Below are 22991 nucleotides of genomic sequence, written 5' to 3'. Positions count from 1 at the left end.
ATGACCGAGACCCTGCCCATCGCCCCGTGGCGCGTGTTCGCCGTCACCGTCCGCGCGGTACGCCGTCTGAGCCCGTCCTTCACCCGGGTGACCTTCACCGGGGCGGACCTGGACCGTTTCGCCGACAACGGGTACGACCAGCGGATCAAGCTGGCGCTGCCGCTGCCCGGTCAGTACCGGGTGACCCTGCCGGACGGCGCGGACTGGTACGCGACGTGGCGCGCCCTGCCGGAGCACCTGCGCAACCCGATTCGTACCTACACGGTGCGGGCGCTCCGCCCGCACCTGGCCGAGGTCGACGTCGACCTGGTGCTGCACGGCGACAGTGGCCCGGCGACGCGCTGGGCTCGGCGGGCCAGCGTCGGCGACGAGATCGCCCTGGTCGGGCCGGATGCCGGATTCGACGGCAACCACGGCGGGGTCGAGTTTCGACAGTCCACCGGCGGCACGTTGCTGCTGGCCGGGGACGAGACCGCCGTGCCAGCGATCAGCAGCATCTGCGAGCGGCTCCCCCTCGACGCCCGGGGCACTGTCGTGCTGGAGGTGCCCGACCCCGCCGACGTGTTGCCGCTGGTCGCGCCGCCCGGAGTCGAGGTCCGCTGGCTGGCCCGGGGCGCTGACGGGTACGGCAGCCGGCTGGTGCCCGCCGTCGTCGCGGCGGCCGGGGAACTGCTGACCCCCGGCACGTCGGCGGCCGCCCAACCCGTGCCGGACGTGGACGTGGACGCCGAGATCCTGTGGGAGGTGCCCGAGCAGGTGGCCTCGGCGCCGCTCTACGCGTGGCTGGCCGGGGAGGCCGGCGTCATCCGTAGCCTGCGTCGGCACCTGGTCGCCGAGCGGGGTCTGGACCGGCGGGCGGTGGCCTTCATGGGCTACTGGCGGCTCGGTCACGCCGACGCCGACTGACAGCGCCGCGAGACGCACCGCACCACGCCGCGCGGCCGCGAGGTGCGTCGGAGGCCGTGAGGCGCGTACCGTTTCGGGTCGGACTTGGGGCGGGCCGGCTGGAGCCGGCACGGGATACGGGACGAGACAACGACGCATGACGGTGGACAACATTACCGAAAGCGGTCAAGAGGGTATTGACCGAAGCCGGCTGGAGGCCTGCCTCAGCGTCTTCGAGGCGTTGGAGGCGCTACCCTCCGACCACCCCGACGTGGTGCAGGTGCAGCGGGCCACCGCCCGGCTCTACAAGGTGATCAAGCAGCGGCGACGGGAGGAGCGGCGGGACGCTATCCTCGCCGCCGACCGGGCGGTGACGGAGGCCACCGCCACCGGCGCTCCGGGGCGGATCGACGACGAGACGCAGGGCATTCCGCTCGCGTCGTCAGCGGCGGGCGAGACGGCCGGCTTCCTGCACAACCCACGCGGCTGCTACGTCTGCAAGCAGCGCTACCGCGAGGTGGACGCCTTCTACCACCAGCTCTGCCCGTCCTGCGCCGCGCTGAACCGGGAGCGCCGCGACGCCCGCACCGACCTGACCGGCCGGCGTGCGCTGCTCACCGGCGGCCGGGCCAAGATCGGCATGTACATCGCGCTGCGGCTGCTGCGCGACGGCGCGCACACGACGGTGACGACCCGGTTCCCGCACGACGCGGTCCGCCGCTTCGCCGCGATGCCCGACAGCGCGGACTGGCTGCACCGGCTGCGCATCGTCGGGATCGACCTGCGCGACCCCGCCCAGGTGATCGCCCTCGCCGACGACGTCAGCAGCCAGGGCCCCCTCGACATCCTGATCAACAACGCGGCGCAGACAGTCCGCCGGTCCCCCGGGGCGTACGCGCAGCTCATCGCCTCCGAGGCCGCGGCCCTGCCGGACGGCCCGCTGCCGGAGCTGATCACGTTCGCCAAGCCGGACGGGCAGGGCGGCCCGGTGGGCAGCCTGACCGCCGGGCCACAGTCGACGGCGCTCACCCCGCACGCGCTCACCGCGCTGGCATTGACCAGCGGCTCGGCCTCGCCGGAACGGATAGCGGCGTCCACCGCCATCGACGCCGGAGGTCTCGTGCCCGACCTCGACTCGGTCAACAGCTGGGTCCAGCGGGTGCAGGAGGTCGACCCGGTCGAGCTGCTCGAAGTGCAGCTGTGCAACGTCACCGCACCGTTCGTGCTGGTCAGCCGGCTGCGCCCGGTGATGGCCGCCGCGCCGGCCCGCCGCAAGTACGTGGTGAACGTGTCGGCGATGGAGGGTCAGTTCGGCCGCGGTTACAAGGGGCCGGGGCACCCGCACACCAACATGGCCAAGGCGGCACTGAACATGCTGACCCGCACCAGCGCCGAGGAGATGTTGACCGACGGCATCCTGATGACCAGCGTCGACACCGGCTGGATCACCGACGAACGCCCCCACCCGACGAAGATGCGGCTTGCCGACGAGGGCTTCCACGCCCCACTCGACCTGGTCGACGGCGCGGCCCGGGTGTACGACCCGATCGTCCGCGGCGAGCTGGGCGAGGACCTGTACGGCTGTTTCCTGAAGGACTACGCGCCCTGCGCCTGGTGACCGTCCCGCACGACGAGGATGATCGCCCGCACCAACAAGGAGATGAACATGTCAGCTGACCGTGAATCGTGGCCGACGCTGGACGAGCTGCTGCGCGAGGAGAACGAGCTGGAGCTCGCGGGCCTGTCCGAGACCGACGCGTACGAGCTGGGGATGCTCGCCGTCACCGCCGCGACCGAGCAGCGGCTGCCGGTCTCGGTGGGCGTGTGGCGGGCCGGGCGGCAGCTGTTCCACTGTGGCCTGCCGGGGTCGACGGCGGACAACGACGCGTGGCTGCGCCGCAAGGGGCGGGTGGTGATGCGGTTCGAGCACTCCTCGCTCTACATGGCCCGGCTGTGTCAGGACAAGCAGGTGACGCTGGCCGAGCGGTTCGGCCTGCCGGCGTCGCGGTACGCGGCCGCCGGGGGCGCGGTGCCCCTGCGCGTGCGCGGCACCGGTGTGGTGGGCTGGGTCGGTGTCTCCGGGCTGCCGCAGCTGGACGACCACCGTTTCGTTGTCGACATCCTGCGCAAGCTCCCCCGCTAGAGGGTGCCCGGCGGCCTCGCTGGCGAGGCCGCCGGGTCACTCGCTCAGCGGGCGCGCCGGTTGGCGCGCAGGGCGCCGAGGAGCACGCTGGGGCGGGCCAGCGAGTGCGGGTGCTCGCGCATGGAGACGACGTCGTTGAACCGCCGCGCGGTCGCCACGTCCGTGACGGTCGCGGCGATGACCTGGCCGCTGGCCCACCGGGAGAACCGGTAGCCGCGCGGGTAGGGCCCGTCGACGTGGGGCAACGCCAGGTCCGCCGAGGTGGAGAGCGACCAGGCGGCGTCGACCACGACCTTCTGTAGCGCGAGGTAGTGGCGCGCGGGCGCCCTCAGGTCCGGGCCGGACCGAAGGTACGTCGACAGGCAGGCCGCGTGCAGGGCCGCCGCCGTCATGCCCTGCCCGTAGACCGGGTTGAAGGACGCGACGGCGTCACCGACGCTGATCAGGCCGGCCGGGAACCGCTTGAGCGCGTGGAAGTCCCGTCGCCGACTGTCGGCATGGTGGTAGGTCTGGACGTCGCCGATCATTTCCTGGTCGGCGACCTCGCCGAACTCCGGTGGGAACTGCTCGCGCAGGCGGCGGACGAAGTCCGCCGCGGTTCGCCCCGGACGGTCGTCGCCGTAACCGGCCATCATGGCCATCCACCGGCCGTCCTCGATCGCGAAGAACGCTGCTCCGGCCACGTCCATCGCCATCCTCGGCGTGTTCAGGGCCAGCACGACAGTCGAGGCCGGGGTGACCTCCGGACGGCGGAACAGGGCTGTCGCGTAGTTGAGGTGCACTGTCATCCGCCGGGTGACCGGCCGGTCCCAGTCGGCCTGCTCCAGCCAGTCCGAGAGTCGGCTGGAGCGCCCCATGGCGTCCACCACGAGGTCGGCGCGTTCGACACCGGCCACCCCGCCGACCTCACAGCGGACCCCGGTGACCGCGGCGCCGTCGAACACGAGGCCGGTGGCGCGGGCGGTGAGCGTCTTGACGTTGGGCAGTCGGAGCACCTGCTGGCGGATCAGGCCCTCCAGCAGCGGTCGACTGCCCGCCAGACTGTCGGCGTCGTCGGGGACGACGACCTTCAGCCGCCCGTCGAGGTAGTTGCGCCGGGCCGCTGGCGGCGCCTCGATCGCTCCGCGCGCCAGTGCCTCGTCGCGGAATCCGGGAAACAGCCGCTCCAGTTGGAAGAGGCCGCCGGGCAGCAGCGCGTGCAGCTGTGTCCCCTGGGGTACGCCGGGCCGCGCGCCGGTCACCTGCGGGTCGTCCCGGTCGATGATGACGACGGTGTCAGCGTGGTCGGACAGCACCCGCGCGGCCAGCAGGCCGGCGACGCTGCCGCCGACAACGACGGCAGTGCCCATCGTCGGGGACGGCTGGTCAGGGGGTCGATTCGCGTTCAGCTCTGCGAAGACCCGGGACGGGGAGAGGGACATCGTGCTCTCCAAGGGGGTAACGAGGTGTGTGCCCTCCCCGGTTACTGTCCGCGACCGTGCGCGGACAGACCGGTGGACGGTCGTTCGACGTGATGCCCGCCGATCGTCGCACAACCGCCTGAATGGCAACCGGCTGTGTCCGCCAGATGACCACCTGTTGGCCGACAGGTCGGACGAAGCCGACGTTCGGACGGGTCAGGTGGCACGTTGTCGGGCCGGCTGTCACGATCTCCGGCATGCCCGTTGCGCGTCGTACTCTGCTCGGGGCCGGCCTGGCCGCCGCGACCTCTGCCCTCACCGGCTGCCGCGACGACGGCGCGCCGAACCCCGGTTCGGACGGCCCTGGCGGCGCGGCGACCGGGAAGGGCGCCAGCGGCAGCCGGGTCGGATTTGGTGCGGCGGAAGACCCCGGGTCGCCGACCAGGGCGCCGGACGCAGGGGTCGGCGGCAACCCACCAGTCCGTCAGGCCCGCTACGCGCAGGACGTGACCGCCCTGCTCCGGCGACACCTGCCCGCGACCCCGCAGACCGTGCAACACAAGGGTTTCCCCGGTGCTGTCGCTCTCGTCCTGGTGGGCGGAAGGATGACGGTACGCACCGCTGTCGGTGAGGCGCTGCGTTATGAGGCGGGCCCGAAGCTGCTCGCGGCGAACCAGCGCGTCGCGATGCGCCCGGACTCCATCTTCGACCTCGCCTCGGTCACCAAGGTGTACACGGCCATCCTGCTGTTGCAGCAGGTCGACAAGGGACGTGTCGACCTCGGCGCCCCGGTGCGCGACTACCTGCCCGCCTTCACCGGCACCGGCAAGGAGCGGGTCACCGTCGAGATGCTGCTCACCCACACGAGCGGCCTTCCCGTTGGTGCCAAGGTCACCGGCCTGCCCGACAACGCGGCCCGCTGGAACGCCGTGCTCACCACGCCGCTGGTCTCCGGCGCCGTGCCGGGCAACACGTTCCGCTATTCCAGCGTCGGGCTCATGGTCGCCGGCAAGATCGTCGAGAAGGTCACCGGCCAGCGGCTCGACCAGGCGCTCAAGAGCAACCTGACCGACCCGCTCGGCCTGCGCGACACCGGCTTCAACCCGAACGGCTGGCTGTCGGCCGCCGCGAAGGCCAGCCGACTGGTCGCCACCGACGCCCGCTCGTCCCGAGGGCTGCTCCGTGGCGTCGTCCACGACGACGTCGCCAACCACCTCGGTGGCATCGCCGGCCACGCGGGCATCTTCGCCTCCGCAACCGATCTCGCGGTCATCGGTCAACTGCTCCTCAATGAGGGCACCCACCAGGGCAAGCGGATCCTCGCCGCCGCGACGGTGCGCCGGATGCTCACCAACCACAACGCCGGCAAACCCGCCATCGACCCGGAGCGTCCCAACCGGACCTCGGCGCACGGCCTCGGCGTCGCCCTCGACCAGAGCTGGTTCATGGGCAAGCTCACCTCGGCCCGGACCTTCGGCCACACCGGATTCGCCGGCCCGTCGCTCCTGGTCGCGCCCGACCGCAAACTCGTCCTGGCGCTGCTCACCAACCGCGCGCACCCCAACTGGAGTTGGTCGGACCCCGACCCGGTCCGCGCCGCCGTCGGCGACCTGCTCGCCACGAAGGTCAACTGACCGCAAGGTGTGGACCATCGCGCCCCGCCCTGACACGATACTTGCGCTAGTAGTGCAAATACTTCGTCCGTCCAGGTGGAGGATCGATGCACACATCCCGCCGGAGGCTGCTCTCCGTGGTGGCCGGGGTCGCCCTCGCGGCCAGCCTGTCCGCCGTCGCCGTTCCACGCGCCGAAGCCGCCGCCACACCGACGTACCGTCCAGTGATCTTCGTGCACGGCAGCGCGGGATCGGCGGCGCAGTTCGAGACCCAGACCAAACGGCTGGCCAGCAACGGGTACCCGATCGACATCGTCGAAGCCCACGAGTACGACTCCCCGAACGTCGCGACGATCCTGCCCCAGGTCTACGCGGGTCTCGACGCACGGATCTCCCGCCTGCTGGCGGCCACCGGCGCGGACCGGGTCGACCTCGTGGCGCACTCGCTGGGTACCTTCGTCTCGCAGGGCTATCTCAACAGCTCGCCGGAGCGTGCCGCCCGGGTCGCGCACTACGTCAACCTGGACGGGCGCACGGCGACGTCGCCGCCGGGTGGTGTGCCCACGCTGGCGATCTGGGGCGAGGGTGACCCCGCCCGCGCCGTCGTCGGCGCGACAAACGTGCGCCTGCCGGACCAGTCGCACACCCAGACCGTGTCGTCGGCGGAGTCGTTCACCGAGATCTTCGGCTTCCTCCGGGGCAGCGCGCCCCACACGACGCGGATCGTGCCGCAACTCTTCGGCGCCGCCCGGGTCTCCGGCCGCGCCGTGCTCTTCCCGAGCAACGTCGGTGTCACCGGCGCGACTCTCGAGGTGTACCCGGTCAGCCCGCTGACCGGCGGCCGGCTGTCACACCGGCCCGCGCATCGACTGTCACTCGGCGGCGACGGCTCCTTCGGCCCCCTCCCGGTGCTCGCCACTGCCCGCTACGAGTTCGCCATCGTGCGCCAGGGCGCCGCTACGCACCACTTCTACTTCCAGCCGTTCCTCCGCTCGGACTCGTTCGTACGCCTCGCGACCAGCGAGCCGGGCGAGGGCCTCAGCGGCCTGGTCGAGACCAGCGACCGGCACACGGCGCTCACGATCCAACGGCAGAAGGAGTGGTGGGGCGACCAGGGCGACGCCGGTGACCACCTCTGGATCAACGGCACGGACATCCTGAACGCGGCGAACACACCGCGCGTCAAGCGGACGATCGGCATCTTCGCCTTCGACGACGGCAGCGACGGCGTCACGGACCTGACGGCCCCGTTGCCGGAGTTCTTCAGTCAGACCTTCATCACCGGCATGGACGTCTTCATCCCGGCGACGCCGGCCCGCCTCGGCCTGGTGCGGATCACCGTGGGCCAACGCGGCGGCGGTTACGAGGTGATCAACGTGCCCAACTGGAGATCGAGCACCGACCGGGTGACGGTCAGCGTGGACGACTTCTGATCGCGGACGGCCCGGCCACCTCAGGTCGAGACGGTGGCCGGGCCCCGCGCGCACTCGTTCAGACGGTGGCCGGGACCCGGTCGCGCACCCGTCGCCCGACGGCGAAGCTGACCAGCCCCAGGATCAACCCGACGACCGCCAGGACGACGCCCACCCGGGCCGGCGCGAGGTAACCGAATCCGGCGGCGATGGCGACGCTGCCCAGCGCGGCGCCCAGGCTGTTCGCGATGTTCATGGCCGACTGGTTGACCGCCGCGCCCATCAGTTGCGCTCCCGGGGCGACGGTGATCAGGCGCGCCTGTAGGACCGGACCGAGATAGAGGCTTGTCGCACCGACCAGGAACGCGCCCACGAACAGGCCGACGCGGGTCGACGCCACGAGGCTGAACACGGCGATGCTCACGATCATCGCCACGAAGCCGATGACCATGCTCCGCTGGAGGTCGCGGTCCGCCAGCCAGCCACCCAGGGCGTTGCCGACGGTCATCCCGAGACCCACAGCGACCAACGTCCACGGCACCGTCGCGGCGGAGAGGCCGGTGACATCGGTGGTGACCGGCGCGATGTAGGTGTTCACCGCGAAGAAGCCGGCGAATCCGACAGCGCCGGTCGCGGCGACCAGCCAGACCTGCGAGGTCCGCAGCGCCCGCAACTCGGCGGCCGGCGAGCCGTCGACCGCCGCGGCGACCTCCGGTACGACCGCCAGCACCGCCAGCAGGGTGAGGACGAAGAAGCCGGCGATGACCAGGTAGGCGACCCGCCAGTCGGCCGCCTGCCCGAGCCGGGTGATGAGGGGTACGCCAACGAGGTTGCTCACTGTCAGACCGCCGATGACTGTGGCGAACCCACGGGCCTCGTTGCCGGGGCCCATCAGGGTCGCCGCGAGCAGACCGGCCGCGCCGAAGTACGCGCCGTGCGGCAGCGCCGCCGCGAACCGGGCCACCAGCACCAGGTCGAAGGTGGGGGCGAGCGCGGACGCGACAGTGCCGACGGCGAACAGCACGAGCAGCCCGAGGACGAGCTTCTTGCGGGGCAGGCGCGCACTCAACGCGGCGATCAGGGGTGCCCCGACGACCACGCCGAGCGCGTACGCGGTGATCGTCCAGCCGGCCCGGGCGACAGCGTCCGACGACGACTGCGCGTACTCGTTCGGGAGCAGACCGCGGGCGATGTCGGGCAGCAGCCCCATCGCCACGAACTCGGTCAGGCCGACCGCGACGCCGCCCAGTGCCAGAGCGGCCAGTGCCGCCAACCGTCGACCTCTACTCAACTCGATCACCGAAAAAATTTAGCAACAGCGTTGCGTAATAGGGTGGTGAGATGACTCGCGTCACTGCCGACGTCACCTTCCTCCGCGGATACAACCAGGCCCTGGTCATGGCGGTGGGGCGCACGGCCCGCACGTTCGAGCGCTCGACGGTGGTCGAGGCCACCGGTCTGACACCCCAGGCGGTCTCCAAGGTCATCGCCCGGCTGGCCGCCGACGGCCTGATCCGCCCCGCCGGCGTCCGGCGTCCGGGCATCGGGAAGCCCGCGATCGTCTACGAACTCGTTCCGGACAGCCGGTACGCGATCGGCGCCCACGTGGCCCGACGCACGCTGCGGCTCGTCCTGGTCGACCTGGCCGGCACCGTGCACCACTCGGCGGTCAGCCCGCTGCCCCGCGACTTCACCCCGGAGCAGCTCCTCGACGCCCTGAGCGTCGGCATCGACACGATGGCCGGCATCGGCGACCTGCGGAGCCGGCTCACCGGGCTGGGCATCGGCATGATCGGCCCACTCGACCACGCCAACGGTCTGGTTCGGGACGCCCACGGCCTGCGGCACTGGCACGACGTACCGCTGCGCGAGATCGCGGAGAAACACCTCGGCCTCCCCGTCCACCTGGACAAGGACGTCACCGCGGGGATCACCGCGGAGGCCTGGCGGCACGGCGCGACGTTCGGCGACGCGGCCCTCATCATGGTCGAGTCCGGCATCGGCGGCGGCTTCTGGCTGGGTGGCGCTGCCCACCGGGGGGCGCACACCAACGCGGGCGAGTTCGGCCACACGGTCGTCGACCTGACCGGGCCGCGCTGTGTCTGCGGTCGGCACGGCTGCCTGGAGATCGTGCACCACCGCGCAGCCGAGGCCGGAGACATCGCGCACGCCGCCCGCGTGCTGGCCGTCGGCGTCGTCAACCTGCTCCAGACCCTCGACCTCGCGCACGTGGTGCTGGCGGGCGCGGACCTCCTCCGGCACCCGCAGACCTATCTCGCGGCGGTCACCGAGGCCGTCGGGGCGGACGCCCGGCGCGCGGCCTGGCTCAGCACCACTGTGGCTCTGTCCAGTCTCGGCGCGGACGTGATCGCCGCGGGCGCCGCCATGCAGGTCCTCGACCAGCACTACGGCATCCCGGAGCTGGCTCATTCCTTGATCGTCGGCAGCTGAGCAGCCCGAGCGCCGCCCTGCGCAGCCGCCACCGATCGCCGCGAGCTCGGAAGCCGGCGACGGCTACTAGCCGCGTCGCTACGCCACAGCGGCGTCGGTGTCCGCTCGGGTGCAGCCGCTGGCCGGGCTCTCGCTGAGCGCGATCACCTCGTCGAGCCGCTTGCGTGCCTGCCGGAGTTGGGTGATCTGCCGATCGATGCGGTCGCGTTCGGCGCGGAGCATGGCCCGCGACTGCGGTGTGTTGACCTTCGCGTCGACGCAGGGCAGCAGATCCAGGATGGTTCGGCTGGACAGGCCGGCGGCATACAGCATCTGGATCAGATACACCCGGTCGACCGCGTCGTCGAGATAGTGGCGCTGGCCGCCACTGCTTCGTGCGGCAGTCAGGAGGCCCTGCTCCTCGTAGTAGCGCAGGGCTCGTACCGACACTCCGGCCTTCGTGGCGAGTTCCCCGATCCGCATGGACCCCTCCCCCGGCCGGTGACGCCAGCCACACAGCCTTTTCCCTCACGTGAACGTCAGGTTTTACCGTAACTCATCGGCCGGAGACCGACGACCGGGGCGACCTCCGTGCCGCGACGGCACTGTGACTCACTGGCAGACGCGCCAGTCACCGTCCTCCTTGACCAGCGCCACCCCCTGGGTGAATTTCGCACCGGTGGCCGCCTGGACAATCTCGACCTGGACAGTCCCGGTGACCCGCCCGTTGTAGCTGTTGACGTTGACGCCGGTGATCTCGTAACTGCTGATCTTCAACTGCGCGCTCTGGATCCGGGCGAAGTCCTCCTGCGGCATGGTGTCGCGCACCCGGTCGCACAGCCGCCCGTACGCGCCCGCGTAGTTGCCGGCCTGCACGTCGTCGAGGTACGCCGTCGCGGCCATCCGGGCCGGTTCGACGGTGTCCTTGACCGAGCGGTAGAGCCAGAGGCCGACGCAGGTGCCCACCACGCAGCACAACGCCAGGAGGGCGCCGACGACGATCAGGACCGTACGAAGTGTCCGGTTGGGCCTCGGGGCGGGAACCATCATCGGCTCGTACGTCATGGCCCGGAGGGTAGGGCCGCCGGGCAAGGGGCGAGAGCCTGCCGGGCAGTCGGTGGTTCAGCCTCCGGAGGCGGCCGGCTCCGGCGTCGGCACGCCGCCGGCAACCGCACGCGCGGGTGGCGCCGACGCCGGGGCCGGGCGCAGATCCGCGGGTACGGGCAGCGCGCTGCCCTTGACGAACTGACCCCAACTGGTGTTCCAGGCCGTCCAGCCGTTGCCCGACTGGAGCCGGACCTCGGTGCCGGTGAAGGTGACCAGATCACCTACCTGGGTGACGCCCATCAGCCAGTCGGCGTTGGCCGCCGAGATGTTCGTGCAACCGTGCGAGACGTTGCGGTGTCCCTGATCCGACACCGACCAGGGCGCCCCGTGGATGAACTCGCCGCCCCAGGTGAGCCGTTGCGCGTCCTCGACGTTCACCACGTAGCCGCCGTTCGGCTCGCCGCGCGTGTCGAACGTGGTGTACTGGTGCTTCTCCATGATCACCATCTTGCCGCTGGACGTGGGGGTGCTGCGCTTGCCCAGGCTGACCGGGATCTTGCGGATCAGCTTGCCGTCCCGCAGTACCCGCATCTGCTTGGTGGCGTTGTCGACTTCGAGCGCCACCTGCCGTCCGATCCGGGACGTCGCGGTGCGGTCGGCGTCACCGACATGGTTCTTGCCGATCGGCAGGCCCTCCAGGCCGGCCCGGACACTGATGGTCGTGCCCGGCCGCCAGAAGTCGGGGGCCCGGTAGAAGACCTGGCTGCCGTCGTCCACCCAGGACCAGGCACCCGGCTGGGCTGGCTTCGTGGTGACGAACAACCGACGCTGCACGTCGGCGCGGGCCGCCCTGGCAACGGGCGGATCGAAGCCGATGGTCACCGGCATGGCAGTGCCGTACGTCTGCTTGTCGGCGAAGTAGAGGGTGCTGGTCACCTGCGGCTTCGTCGCCGCCGCCGCGGTGGTGAAGGTGGTGGTGCGGGTGGTGGTCCGCCCGGAGTCGGCGGTGGCGGTCACCGCCGCGGTGTAGGTGCGCTGCGGCCGCAGCGGAGCGGTCGGCACCCAGGCCGAGCCGTCCTCGCGTGGCTCCGCCCGGACCAGCGTGCCCGCGTCGTCGACGATGCGCACGGCGGTGATCTTCCCGCCCGTGACGAGCGGAACCACCTCGGCGCTGAGCGGCACGTTCCGGGACAGGTCGGCCGGCGTGAGGGTCAGTTCGGGTGATGGCACCACCCGCTCGGCGGGGCGTGCGGCGGGCTTCCGCTCGGTGGTGCACCCACCGAGGACCAGCGGTGTCGCCGCGACGGTCACCGCCACGAGCGCCATGCGCCTTCGTAACCCCATCGAACGTCCCCCGGCTTCCGTGTGCTCCGTGGCGGCAATTCTCTCCGCGCCGACGGTGCCCTGTGCTGTTTCCGGAAATCACGCAACGAAGGTGGGAACGTTCGGCACGGCACGCGGTCCGGGTCCGTCCGTTGCGCTTCCCTTTCGTGATCCTCGGGGCATCGAAGCGTGATGCCGCCGTGGAATGCTGGCCGACATGCGCAGAAGACGACGTCAGTGGATTCTGCTCCCGCTGCCCCTCCTCCTCCTGACCGCCTGCACCCCACCGGATGAGCCGATCGTCGCCCTCGCCGTTCAGGACGGCCGGCCGGTCGGCGTACTGGTCACCTGCGACGGCTATGACGCCGATATCCGGGTGTACGAGAACGGCCATCAGGGTGAACCGGGCAAACGGTCCCTGTACAGGTGGAGAGTCGACGGCCCGCCCGCGAGCGAGGTCGTGGAGGTCACCCTGCTGGGTCAGCCGCCGGAGGGCTGGGAGGTCGACGAGCCGGTCGACTTCCCCGGGCCCGAGCCTGGCGTCGAGGTGGACGTCGAGTTGCTCACCGAACTTCGACCCGGAGTCTCCTACACCGTCACCGGGTCGAGCCGCCGTCACGCCATCCCGGTGGACTTCACCCTCGCGGACCTCCAACGGATCGGTCCGGACCAGGTGCTGGCGCCGCGCGGACACGACTCGACGACTGTCGTGTCCCGGGAGACCTTCCTGCGCAAGGCGCGGGACAAGTGTTGAGCAGGACGGCGGTCGCGGGGACCCAGCAGAGAAGCAGAGTGCCGCCGCAGCCGTCGATTACGGTTTTTAGAGGAAGATCAAAGAATTGAGATTGAGTCGACATCGCGGCGGCTCCGCAGAGCTGACCAGGCAATCGCTGAGCGCTATTTAAGGGAGAATTAATCGTTTCAGTGGGAAACGAGCAGGGGGCCGACTCGTATTCTTCGGGCTCGGAAGAAAGGTGCGCCCCCGTTGATAGATTTCCGATCCACCCTTCGACACCGTCGTTTCGTCACCCCCCTGCTGCTGGTGAGCGTGGCGCTCGCCGGCGGATGCAAGGAGGCGCCGGGCACTCCCGGCGCGTCCGGCCCATCCAGCGACACCGGTATCGGCTCGTCCGCCCCGGAGGCGCCGACGGCCACCGCCCCGGGCGACCCGTCGGCCACGCCGAGCGCCCCGGGCACCTCGGCCACCCCGTCCGCGCCGGGCAAGCCGGGAACGCCGGCGACCAGCGCCGCCCCGCCCACCGCATCCGGCGGCTGGATCACCATCGACGCCGCCGCGCAGGCCGCCGCGACGAAGGCGTTCTTCGCGCGCAAGCCCAAGCCGGTGACCGGCAACCCCGTGAAGGTGCCCGAATTCAACGTCGGCTGTACGACCAGCCACCACAACAGTGACGACCCGATCGTGCTGCCGAAACTGGTGGGCGGTTCGCACAACCACACGTTCTGGGGCAACAAGTCGACCGACGCCAACTCGACCGCCGAATCGCTGCGGGCGTCCAAGGCGACCACCTGCAACTCGCCGGATGACCAGTCCGCCTACTGGGTGCCGACGATGTACCAGAACGGCAAGGTCGTGGACCCGAAGGAGGTGACCGTCTACTACGGTTCCCGCCTGAAGGACCCGAGCAGGACCCAGCCCTTCCCGTTCGGTCTGCGAATGATCACCGGTAACGCCAAGAACCAGGTCGACACCCCCGACAAGCAGGGCAACCACTTCTGGTGCGCCGGCATCGGCGGCGAGATCGGCCGCAGCGCCGACAAGACGTTCCCGGTCTGTGCCAAGACCGCGAACATCGTCCGGCAGATCACCTTCCCGGACTGCTGGGACGGCAAGCACCTGGACAGCCCCGACCACAAGGCGCACATGGCCAACGGGGACCACACCGGGGCGTGCCCGAAGAGCCACCCGGTGCCCGTCCCCTCGGTGTCCTTCGTGATTTCGTACCCGTTGAGCGCGAACACGGACGGCATCACCCTCGCGTCCGGCACGTCGTTCTCGATGCACGCGGACTTCTTCAACGCGTGGAAGGACGAGGCGCTCGCCGCACGGGTGCGCAACTGCCTCGACCAGGGCGTGAAGTGCAACTCGGCCGGTAACTTCTAGGGCCTGGTACGACGGCGGCGGCCGGTCACCCCGAACGTGGGGGTGGCCGGCCGCCGCCGCGTCGATCAGCTAGAGCCGGGCGGCGCCCGCCTCGGTGGCCTCCTGCACCGCCGAGGTACGGCGGACCTCGGCCCGCTGGTCACCGGCGTCCTCCCGGTCCGGGCCGGCCACCCGGGCCGACCGGTTGGTGGTCGTGGCCGCCTGGTCACCGGTGACCCCGCCGCGGATCCGGTTGTTCGCGGCCACCTGGGCGGCCGGGTCGTTGGACGTCACCGCCAACTGACCGTTGATGATGTTGTCGTCGACGGTGACGCCGCCGGTGGTGCTGGTGACGCTCACGTCCTCACCCCAGTAACCGCCGGAGGCGCAGCTGTCGAGGGCGCCGTTCGGGCCGAGCTGCACACCGCCCAGGTTGCCGGCGAAGGTGGCCCGGCCCTGGACCGCACTGCCGCACACCACGCTGCCGGTGGCGCTGTTGAGCACCGACAGCGTGCCGTCGACGAACGAGTCGTGCAGGTCGGTGTAGTAGGTGCCGGTGCTGCTGAGGTTGCGCTGCACCTGGGTGCCCCGGTCGAGCCGCACCTCGCCGGCACCGACGGTGACGTGCCCGGTGACAGTGGACGCCTCCGCGAACAGGAAGCTGTCGATGGTCGTGGAGCCCTTCGGCCGTACGGTGACGGTGCCGGTGCGGGCGTCCTTCAGGAAGATGCCGTACCCCCCGGCCGCGAGCACCACCTGACCGTCGACTGTCGTCTCGGTCGCGTCGAGGTAACCGTCGGCGGCGACGCGCACCTCACCGCTGACCCGGCCACCGGTCACCACCAGGTTGCCGCCGGCCGCGACGGTGACGTTGCCGGTGATCGTGGTGCCGGTGAGCGCGCAGGACTCGCCGGCGGGGACGAGCAGATCGTTGGGCACTGTCACCGCGCCGCCGGTGCCGATGCAGTGGGTGACCAGATCGGCGTGTGCGGTGGGCGCCACGGCCAGCACCGAGGCCGCGATGACGGCGCTCACGGTGGCGAGCTTGGCGACGGTACGTCCGGGCATCGTGGTACTCCCTGTCGGTGAGGTTCGAGGACTCATGCGCCGACGTCCGATCGGGCCGCGGCCCGGACGATGGCGCCCTGCTGCCGCCGGTCGAGCGTGCCGCCGGTCACGAGCGCGGCGGTGACCGCTTCGACGTGTCGGACGAACTCGGCGTGGCCGGGGTAGTCGGCGTTTTCGTCGATCAGGTCGTTGATGGTGCAGCCGTCGCCGGTGTCCACGTTGGCCACACCGGTGTCGCCCCCGTCGATGACCACTGTGGCCCGGGTGTCCGAGTCGGGGCACGTGTCGGTGCCGCCGGCCACCACTGTGAACGTCGTCGACTGCTCGGTGGAGGAGTTGCCCGCCGTGTCGGTCGCCCGATACCGCACTGTGTGCGCCCCGGGCGTGCGGACGGCGACCGGAGCGGCGTACGCCGTCCAGGCTCCGGTGTCGAGCGCGTACTCGATCTTCGCCACGCCGGACTCGGCGTCGGTGGCCGTGACGGTGACTGTCGCGGCGCCGACGTACCCGCCGTCGTCGTTGCGGTCACCGGCCACAGTTGCGGCGACAGTGGGTGGGGTGGTGTCCTCGGCCTGCGGCTCGACGACTGTGAAGTGGGACATCTGCTCCGCCGACGTGTTGCCGGCGACGTCGGTGGCCCGGTAGTGCAGCATGTGCATCCCGGCCGCGTTCACCACGATCGGGTTCGTGTATGCGGTGAAGGCCGCCCCGTCCAGGGCGTACTCGATGGTGGCGACGCCGGATCCGCTGTCGGTGGCGGTCAACGTGGCGGTGGCCGTACCGATGTAGTTGCCGTCGCCGTCGCGGTCGCCGGCCAACGCGACAGCGGCCACCGGCGCTGTGGTGTCCTCCTCCCCCGGCTCGACGATCCGGAACGCCACCGAGCCGACGGCGCTGGTGTTGCCGGCCTGGTCGGTGGCGCGGAACTGCACCGCGTGGTCGCCGATCGCCGTCACCCGCACCGGTTCGGTGTACGGCAGGAAGCTGGTGTCGTCGACCTGGTACTCGACGGTCTGCACGCCCGAGTCGGCGTCGGTGGCCGTCACTGTCACAGTGGCCGCGCCGAGATAGTTGCCGTCCTGGTCCTGGTCGCCGGAGACCACGGCGGTCACTGTCGGCGCTGTGGTGTCGCCACCGCCACCGCCGTCGGTGACCACCAGTTCACCGACCATCGAGCTGTGGCCGGGGATCGAGCAGAAGTACCGGTACCGGCCCGGGGTCAGCGTCACTGTCGCCTGGTGACGACCGTCGTTGGCGTCGAACGGGCTGGCCAGGATGTTGAGTGTGACGTCGTGGTTGTAGCCCTCGGTGCTGGTGTCGAAGGTCAGCGTGTGCGGCATCCCGGTGGTGTTGCCGGTGGCGGCGCTGTTCTCCCAGATGATCGTTGTCGCTCCGGCCACGGCGGTGGTGGGCGCGGACTTGTACTGGGTGATGCTGTCGTCGGCGGTCCAGGTCAACACCTGGTCGGCGGCGACACGCGGGGCGGCGGAGGCGGGCGCCACTGCCAACGGGATCACCGTGAGCACGAGCGCCGCCAGCGCGGCCGTCAGTCGTCGGGTCATCGTCACTCCTAGAGTTCCCGCGCACGGATGTTGCGGAACTCGGTCAGGTCGTTGTCACCGTGGTTCTGCAGGCCGATGAAGCCGCGCAGGAACTGCCGCAGGTCCGTCGGCGGGTCGCCGGCGCGCGACGACTGCTTGCCAGGCGTGTTGTCGAACTCGTTGATCACCACGCCGTTGCGGATCATCGTGTAGTGCTGCCCGACGGCGCGGATCTCGTAGTCGTTCCACTCGTTCTTCGGCGTCACGCCCGCCTGGGCCAGCGGCACCGGGTCGAAGTTGTAGACCGAGCCGGTCTTCTGCGGCTCACCGGTGTCACCGTCGTAGATCTGGATCTCGTGTCCGCAGTAGATCGCCATCCAGGCCGGCGAGGTGCGCGCCGACCCGACAGTGCCGCAGCTGTCCGGTGGCCGCTGGTCGAGGGGCGTTCGCAGGTCCGGGAACCGGATGAAGACTCCGGTGTTGGCCCGGCCGGTGCCCGGCGCGATGTCCCGGAACTGCAGCTTCAGCGAGAAGTCGCCCAGTTCCTTGGTGTGCCAGAGCATGCCCAGGCCACCGCTGGAGCGCAGCGACCCGTCCGGCTGGATGCCGAACTGTCCCGACGGCGCCTGCTGCCAACCGCGCAGCGACTCGGCGGTGCCGTCGAAGAGCGGCTCGTACCCGGTGTGCCCGTCCCGGCCGATCTCCGACGCGGCGGCCAGGCGGGTGAGGGTGCCCACTTCGCGGCTGCTGAGCAGGTCGTCGTCCTGCAACGCGCGGGCCACAGCTGTGACGTGCCGGACGAAACCGTTGTGGTCGGCCCAGGTGCTCTCGTCGTCGATCAGGTCGTTGGCAGTGCAGCCCTGCCCGACAGTGCGACTGGGCACCCCGGTGTCGGTGTCGCCGAGCCACACCGTCGACCGGTCGTCGGGCACCGCGCAGCCCACCGTCACAGTGGTCTGCACCGTCGTCGTCTGACCGTCGGCGTACGTGACGGTGAGCTTCGCGGTGTAGGTGCCGACAGTGGCGTACGTGTGCCGGGGGTCCGCCTCGGTCGACGTGGCGCCGTCGCCGAACTCCCAGCGGTGGCTGACGCCGCCGGGGCGGGATCCGGTGAAGGCGATGGTCAGCGGCTTGTTCTGCACGGCCACCGAGGTCGCCGCCGGCGCCGGGGTGGGCGCCCCGCCGGTGTAGGTGATCCGGATCAGCTTCTGGTTCGCGTGCAGGCTGAAGAAGCCGCCGCCGTAGTCGAGCAGGTAGAGCGCGCCGTCCGGGCCGAACTTCGCGTCCATCCAGCTCTGCAACTTGGTGTCGCCGTTGCCGCCGGGGATGATGGCCCGCAGCGACTCGGCGTACACCGGTGGGGCGGCCTGCGGCACGCCGGCCGGGTCGACGGTGACCGCGACCCGGTTGGCGGCGTTCGACTGGTCGCCGATGAACCACTTGCCGTCCCAGTGCTCCGGCCACGCGACGCCGCTGGTGGTGTCGACGAGGCTCCGGTGGTACGTCGGGCCGGACATGATGGCCTGCCCGCCGCCACGCAGGTACGGCTGCGTGTAGGTGGCGTCGGCCGCCACGTAGGTCGGCAGGCCGCTGCCGTCGGTCCGCTTCGGGAACACCGGGCCGCCGCCGTCCGGCGAGTACCAGATCATGTTGTCCCTGGCCGCCGGAATGTCCACCAGTCCGGTGTTGCGCGGCGACGTGTTCTTCAGGTTGTCGCAGTCGTACCAGCCGGTCAGCACCGTCGCGTCGGTGCTGCTGCGGTCGCGGTACGGCTGCCGGTTGCCCATGCAGTACGGCCAGCCCTGGTTGCCGGCGGAGGTGATGATGGTGGCCGTCTCGTACTTCGCCGGGCCCAGGGTGGGGCTGGGCGACGAGGCGTCCGGGCCGACCCAGCCGGCGGTCAGCCACTGGTGCACCGGGTCGATCTGGAGGCGGGCGATGTTGCGCACGCCCATCACGTAGATCTCCGGCCGGGTCCTCTCGGTGCCCGGTGGGAACAGGTTGCCCTCCGGGATGGTGTACGTCCCGTCGGCCTCCGGGTGAATCCGGATGATCTTTCCGGCGAGGTCGTTGGTGTTGCCCGACGTGCGGCGGGCGTCCTGGAACGAGATCCCCTGGTACTCCTGGGTCCAGTTGTTGCCGGCGTAACCCTGCGACCCCTCGGAGGAGTTGTTGTCGCCCGAGCCGACGTAGAGGTTGCCCTTGGCGTCGAACGCCATGCCGCCGCCCGCGTGGCAGCAGCTGTGGATCTGCACGGGGAACTGCAGCAGGTCCTTGCGGGTGCTCTGGTCGATGGTCTGCGCCTGGCGGTCGTAGGTGAACCGCGAGACGGTCCGCTGACCGACCCGCTTCACCCGGTCGACCGAGTCGTGCGGCATCCAGTAGACGTAGAGCCAGCCGTTCTCGGCGAACTTCGGGTCGGGCACGATGCCGAGCAGGCCCTCCTCGTTCTTCACCAACTCGGAGCCACTGCCCCGGTTGCCCATCACCTCCAGGGTGGTGAGCAGCTTGACCTGCTTGGTGCGCGGGTCCCACGAGTGGATGGTGCCGCAGCCCAGGCCGACCTTCGGGTTGTCCCAGTCCGCGATCGGGCCGCTCGGGCAGGCCGCCTTGCCGACGTAGAACACAGTGCCGTCCGGCGCGATGGTGAGCCCGTGCGGCTCCCCGATCTGGTCCAGCTGCCCGGTCTGGTTGGCCGCGGTGAGTCGCTCCACCTTGTAGTTCGAGGCGATGGTGGCCTGGCAGTCGCCGCGCACCCGACCGGTGGTCCAGTTGAGGGCGCCGGCGAGGTGCGTGCGGAACGCCTCCTCGCCGTAGCTGCCCTCGGTGTGGCCCATGCCGGTGTAGAACGACCGGCCGCCGTCGTAGTCCCGGCACCAGGACACCGGGTGGAAGGCGCCGTTGGCGGCCGCCCCCGGGTTGTAGTGCCGCTCCTCGACCTGGGCGAGGGTGTGCACGGTGCCGATCGGGTTCGGGTCCCAGTTCTCCCAGCGGTCGGACCGGGTGATGGTCAGCGGCAGCGACGCGGTGGCCGGGTGCTTGCGGTCCAGGATGTTCACCACGGCGCGGTTCACCGCGGGCGGCTCCGGGGCTGTGGTGCTGCCGGTGAACAGGCGCAGGTCGGCGAGTTGGACCAGCGGTTCACCGCTGTTCGCTGTGACGTTCAGCCGGTAGCGCGTGAACTCCTGCGGGGTGGCGATGTCGAACCGCCGGGTCTGGTACCGGTCCGGGAAGGTCTGCCCGGTGCGCCGGTCCAGGTCGGTCCAGGTCTGGCCGTCGGTGGAGCCCTGCAGGGTCCAGTCCTTCGGGTCCCGGCCGGAGGAGTCGTTGGCCGACGTGAGCGCGTACCCGGTGATCTTCTTCGACGCGCTCAACTCGTAGGCCACCCAGGCGGTCGGGGTGCGGACGAGCCATTTGGTGTTGGCGTCGCCGTCGGTCAGCTTCTCCTTGGTCTCGTTGGGGGGGTTCTCCCCGCTGGCGGTCACCCGGGTCACCGGCTCGGCGACCGGGATGGCGCCGGCCGGCCGGGTGCCGATCAGGCCGGTGAACCAGGTGGAGTCGACCTGGGCGCGGGCGGCGTCGGCGATGCCGACGAAACCGCCGCCGGCCTTGACGTAGTTCTGGAGCGCCGACTCCTGGTCGCGGTTCAGCGCGGCGCCCGTCGCGGAGAGAAAGACCACGCTGCGGTACGCGGACAGCCCGGCCGCGGTGAAGGTACCCGGGTCCGTGGTGGCCGTGACATCGATGTCATGAACGGCACCGAGCTGTTTGATGGTGTCCACCGCGCGCGCGACCGGGTCCTGCTGCTCGGCCACCGGGCCGTGGAACACCAGGACCGCTGTCTGCTGCGGCGCCGCCGCCTGCGGGGCGGCAGTTCGTGGGGCGGCCGCGGCCGCCGTCGTCGCCGGGATCAGTGTCGCGAATGCCGCTACCGCGGCGAGGGTTCGTCGTAGTTTTCTGGTCATCCCCGTCCCCACTTTCGGTTCGGTCAGCTTCCGTGCGTGTGGGTGTGGCCCTGGAACCGGTGGATCGCCTCTTCGGCGCCCGGCGGCATGCTGCCGTCGGCGTTGCGCACCAGGAAGATCCCGGCCATGCCGCCGTCGGAGTGCGTCTGCACGTGGCAGTGGTACATCCACGCGCCGGGTCCGACGCCCTCCCCGGCCAGCACCTGGAAACCGAACGAGCTGCCGGGATTGAGGTCCTTGTTGTCGACCACCAGGCTCGGGTCGCTCGGCCCCTCCAACATCCCGGTGCGGTTGTCCGCCCAGCGGTGCGCGTGCAGGTGGAAGGTGTGGAACAGGTTGCCGTGGCCGATGGCGATCCACTCGACGCGCTCGCCCAGGTTCGCCTCGAACATCGGGGTCGCCGGGGCCATCTTGTTGTTGATCATCATGTCGTGGAACACCGCCGTGAACTGCTTCGACGGCAGGATGTCGCCACGCCGCCGGACGATCAGCGCCCCGTACAGTCCCTTCGCGACACCGCCGGTGCCGTGGTCGGTGCCCATCGCGTGATCGTGGTAGTGCCAGTAGCCGGCGCTGCCCGGCATGTACCGCCGGCCCGCCGCGGCCACCATCTCGTGCGAGCGCCAGACGTACGTCCGCGTCTCACCCGGGTTGTTGAACGAGGCGTTGAACGGGCTGCCGTCGGACTCGGTGCTGTAGTCCACCCCGTGCGGGTGGATGGAGAGCCGCTGGTTGGTGGTGTTGACCAGGGTGATCTCCAGCGTGTCACCCTCGTACATCTCCAGGACCGGGCCCGGAACGGTGGCCTGACCGGGCGCCAGGCCGTACCCGAACAGGTTGCCGGGCAACTGCTCGGCGTAGATGGTGATCTTCTTGGTGACACCGGCGGCGGCCCGGGCGGGGGTGCCGCCGAACGCGGTGCCGATCGTTGGGGCGGACGCGCCCAACGCCCCGGCGGCGAGTGCGCCGGTGGCGATCAGCGATCTGCGGGACAGGTGGCGGTGAGGGCCACCAGCGTGATCGTCCATGGGTCTCCGTTCCCGACCGGGCGAAGACGCGACGAGGGCAGTGTGCATCGACCGCCGAGCACGGGCGGTGGCACGACTGAGGGTGAGGCTCGTCGCGGGCTTTGCTCGGAAGACTCAGAACTTTCGATGGATGACAGCAACTTATGTAATCCATCGACGAAAGTACAGCTCTGATTGCAAAAAGATTACCTTGACATCACGACGTCCGTCGATTGACATGAAGCTGACACGCAAGCAGACGCCGGGCTGCCGTCAGTGCGGCAACCCGGCGGGAAGGACGTGCGGGAGCTGTCGTCAGAGGTGGTGGCGATCGTCCGCCGGCAGGCTGGGGGCCTGCGGCGGCGCGGGCGGCTGGTCGGGCTGACCGAGCTGCGCGACGTGGGTCGGGTCGAGGACCCGGGAGAGGAACGCGCGGGTCCGTTCGTGCTTCGGCGCGCCCAGCACCTCCTGCGGCGGCCCCTGCTCGACCACCACGCCACCATCCATGAAGACGACCCGGTCGGCGACGTCGCGGGCGAACGCCATCTCGTGGGTGACCACCATCATCGTCATACCGTCCTCGGCCAGCTTGCGCATGACGGTGAGCACGTCGCCGACGAGTTCCGGGTCGAGCGCGGAGGTCGGCTCGTCGAAGAGCATCAGCTTCGGCTCCATCGACAGCGACCGGGCGATCGCGGCCCGCTGCTGCTGCCCACCGGAGAGCTGCGCCGGGAAGGCGTCGGCCTTGTCGGTCAGCCCGACGCGCTCCAGGTTGGCCCGCGCGATCCGCTCGGCCTCGGCCCGGCCTCGGCGGAGCACCCGGCGCTGGGCGATCGTGAGGTTGTTCAGGACGGTCAGGTGCGGAAACAGGTTGAACGACTGGAAGACCATGTATCGGAAGAGAGGCGGGTAGGGAAAGAGTGTAGGTCGCGGTGGTACCCGTATGATTAGAGAAGCAAATTAGTCAGCCACGGAGGGTGATGACTAATGATAGGGTCGCAGCTAAGGACGGTGGGCAGCAGCGATACAACACAGTTACGACGGGAGGTATCATGG

The 22991-nt window shown here is 70.5% G+C and carries 17 protein-coding genes and 1 pseudogene; 8 read left to right on the top strand and 10 right to left on the bottom strand.

Features of this window, described 5'->3' with window-relative positions; all coding sequences use genetic code 11:
• The 3 genes from NIE79_RS10810 (at position 1) to NIE79_RS10800 (ending at position 3028) form a co-directional block, all read left to right on the top strand.
• Positions 1-906 (top strand): siderophore-interacting protein, encoded by a 906-nt coding sequence (locus tag NIE79_RS10810; protein WP_238678421.1) that lies wholly within the window; start codon positions 1-3, stop codon positions 904-906.
• 136 nt (positions 907-1042) lie between these two features.
• Positions 1043-2503, top strand: a complete 1461-nt coding sequence (locus tag NIE79_RS10805; protein WP_238678420.1) for an SDR family NAD(P)-dependent oxidoreductase — start codon at positions 1043-1045, stop codon at positions 2501-2503.
• Between the two features lie 48 nt (positions 2504-2551).
• Positions 2552-3028: a heme-degrading domain-containing protein gene (locus tag NIE79_RS10800; protein ID WP_112584538.1), complete on the top strand. Its 477-nt coding sequence runs from the start codon at positions 2552-2554 to the stop codon at positions 3026-3028.
• A 44-nt stretch (positions 3029-3072) separates the two neighbouring features.
• Here NIE79_RS10800 and NIE79_RS10795 read toward each other — a convergent pair whose 3' ends face one another.
• Positions 3073-4449, bottom strand: coding sequence for an FAD-dependent oxidoreductase (locus NIE79_RS10795; protein WP_238678419.1), 1377 nt, complete (start codon positions 4447-4449; stop codon positions 3073-3075).
• A gap of 236 nt (positions 4450-4685) precedes the next feature.
• On the opposite strand from NIE79_RS10795, the gene NIE79_RS10790 reads away from it, so the two are divergent.
• Together NIE79_RS10790 and NIE79_RS10785 are read left to right on the top strand one after the other, a co-directional pair.
• Positions 4686-6062, top strand: a complete 1377-nt coding sequence (locus NIE79_RS10790; RefSeq protein ID WP_238678418.1) for a serine hydrolase domain-containing protein — start codon at positions 4686-4688, stop codon at positions 6060-6062.
• A gap of 86 nt (positions 6063-6148) precedes the next feature.
• Complete coding sequence (locus NIE79_RS10785) at positions 6149-7474, top strand: alpha/beta hydrolase (protein WP_238678417.1); 1326 nt, start codon at positions 6149-6151, stop codon at positions 7472-7474.
• 58 nt (positions 7475-7532) lie between these two features.
• Here NIE79_RS10785 and NIE79_RS10780 read toward each other — a convergent pair whose 3' ends face one another.
• Positions 7533-8753: an MFS transporter gene (locus NIE79_RS10780; protein WP_238678416.1), complete on the bottom strand. Its 1221-nt coding sequence runs from the start codon at positions 8751-8753 to the stop codon at positions 7533-7535.
• A 41-nt stretch (positions 8754-8794) separates the two neighbouring features.
• Here NIE79_RS10780 and NIE79_RS10775 point away from each other — a divergent pair, with 41 nt between their 5' ends.
• The gene (locus tag NIE79_RS10775; RefSeq protein WP_238678415.1) at positions 8795-9904 is read left to right on the top strand and encodes an ROK family transcriptional regulator; all 1110 of its coding nucleotides are present in this window, start codon (positions 8795-8797) and stop codon (positions 9902-9904) included.
• 78 nt (positions 9905-9982) lie between these two features.
• Here NIE79_RS10775 and NIE79_RS10770 read toward each other — a convergent pair whose 3' ends face one another.
• The 3 genes from NIE79_RS10770 to NIE79_RS10760 form a co-directional block, all read right to left on the bottom strand.
• Positions 9983-10366, bottom strand: a complete 384-nt coding sequence (locus tag NIE79_RS10770) for a MerR family transcriptional regulator (RefSeq protein ID WP_238678414.1) — start codon at positions 10364-10366, stop codon at positions 9983-9985.
• A 129-nt stretch (positions 10367-10495) separates the two neighbouring features.
• Positions 10496-10948 carry an Rv0361 family membrane protein gene (locus tag NIE79_RS10765; protein WP_238678413.1) on the bottom strand — a complete coding sequence of 151 codons (453 nt, stop codon included), beginning with the start codon at positions 10946-10948 and terminating at the stop codon, positions 10496-10498.
• A 57-nt stretch (positions 10949-11005) separates the two neighbouring features.
• A complete protein-coding gene (locus NIE79_RS10760; protein ID WP_238678412.1) occupies positions 11006-12256 on the bottom strand; it encodes a L,D-transpeptidase in 1251 nt (416 codons plus the stop codon).
• Between the two features lie 214 nt (positions 12257-12470).
• On the opposite strand from NIE79_RS10760, the gene NIE79_RS10755 reads away from it, so the two are divergent.
• Positions 12471-13007 (top strand): hypothetical protein, encoded by a 537-nt coding sequence (locus tag NIE79_RS10755; protein ID WP_238678411.1) that lies wholly within the window; start codon positions 12471-12473, stop codon positions 13005-13007.
• A 231-nt stretch (positions 13008-13238) separates the two neighbouring features.
• The gene (locus NIE79_RS10750; RefSeq protein ID WP_238678410.1) at positions 13239-14375 is read left to right on the top strand and encodes a DUF1996 domain-containing protein; all 1137 of its coding nucleotides are present in this window, start codon (positions 13239-13241) and stop codon (positions 14373-14375) included.
• Positions 14376-14444: 69 nt separating this feature from the next.
• On the opposite strand, the gene NIE79_RS10745 is transcribed toward NIE79_RS10750, so the two are convergent.
• The 5 genes and pseudogenes from NIE79_RS10745 to NIE79_RS10725 form a co-directional block, all read right to left on the bottom strand.
• The gene (locus tag NIE79_RS10745; protein ID WP_238678409.1) at positions 14445-15422 is read right to left on the bottom strand and encodes a hypothetical protein; all 978 of its coding nucleotides are present in this window, start codon (positions 15420-15422) and stop codon (positions 14445-14447) included.
• 32 nt (positions 15423-15454) lie between these two features.
• A complete protein-coding gene (locus NIE79_RS10740; RefSeq protein ID WP_238678408.1) occupies positions 15455-16984 on the bottom strand; it encodes an OmpL47-type beta-barrel domain-containing protein in 1530 nt (509 codons plus the stop codon).
• A gap of 8 nt (positions 16985-16992) precedes the next feature.
• Positions 16993-20928 (bottom strand): ThuA domain-containing protein, encoded by a 3936-nt coding sequence (locus NIE79_RS10735; RefSeq protein ID WP_238678407.1) that lies wholly within the window; start codon positions 20926-20928, stop codon positions 16993-16995.
• A gap of 23 nt (positions 20929-20951) precedes the next feature.
• Positions 20952-21956 (bottom strand): multicopper oxidase domain-containing protein, encoded by a 1005-nt coding sequence (locus tag NIE79_RS10730; protein WP_238678406.1) that lies wholly within the window; start codon positions 21954-21956, stop codon positions 20952-20954.
• Positions 21957-22250: 294 nt separating this feature from the next.
• A pseudogene (locus tag NIE79_RS10725) lies at positions 22251-22826 on the bottom strand (amino acid ABC transporter ATP-binding protein); the annotation flags it as partial.
• Between the last annotated feature and the right edge of the window lie 165 nt (positions 22827-22991).

The sequence above is a fragment of the Micromonospora trifolii genome, assembly GCF_022229005.1.
Taxonomy (GTDB): Bacteria; Actinomycetota; Actinomycetes; order Mycobacteriales; family Micromonosporaceae; genus Micromonospora; species Micromonospora trifolii.
The sequence above is the reverse complement of the archived record's forward strand: the minus strand, read 5'-3'. Positions and strand labels throughout refer to the sequence as shown.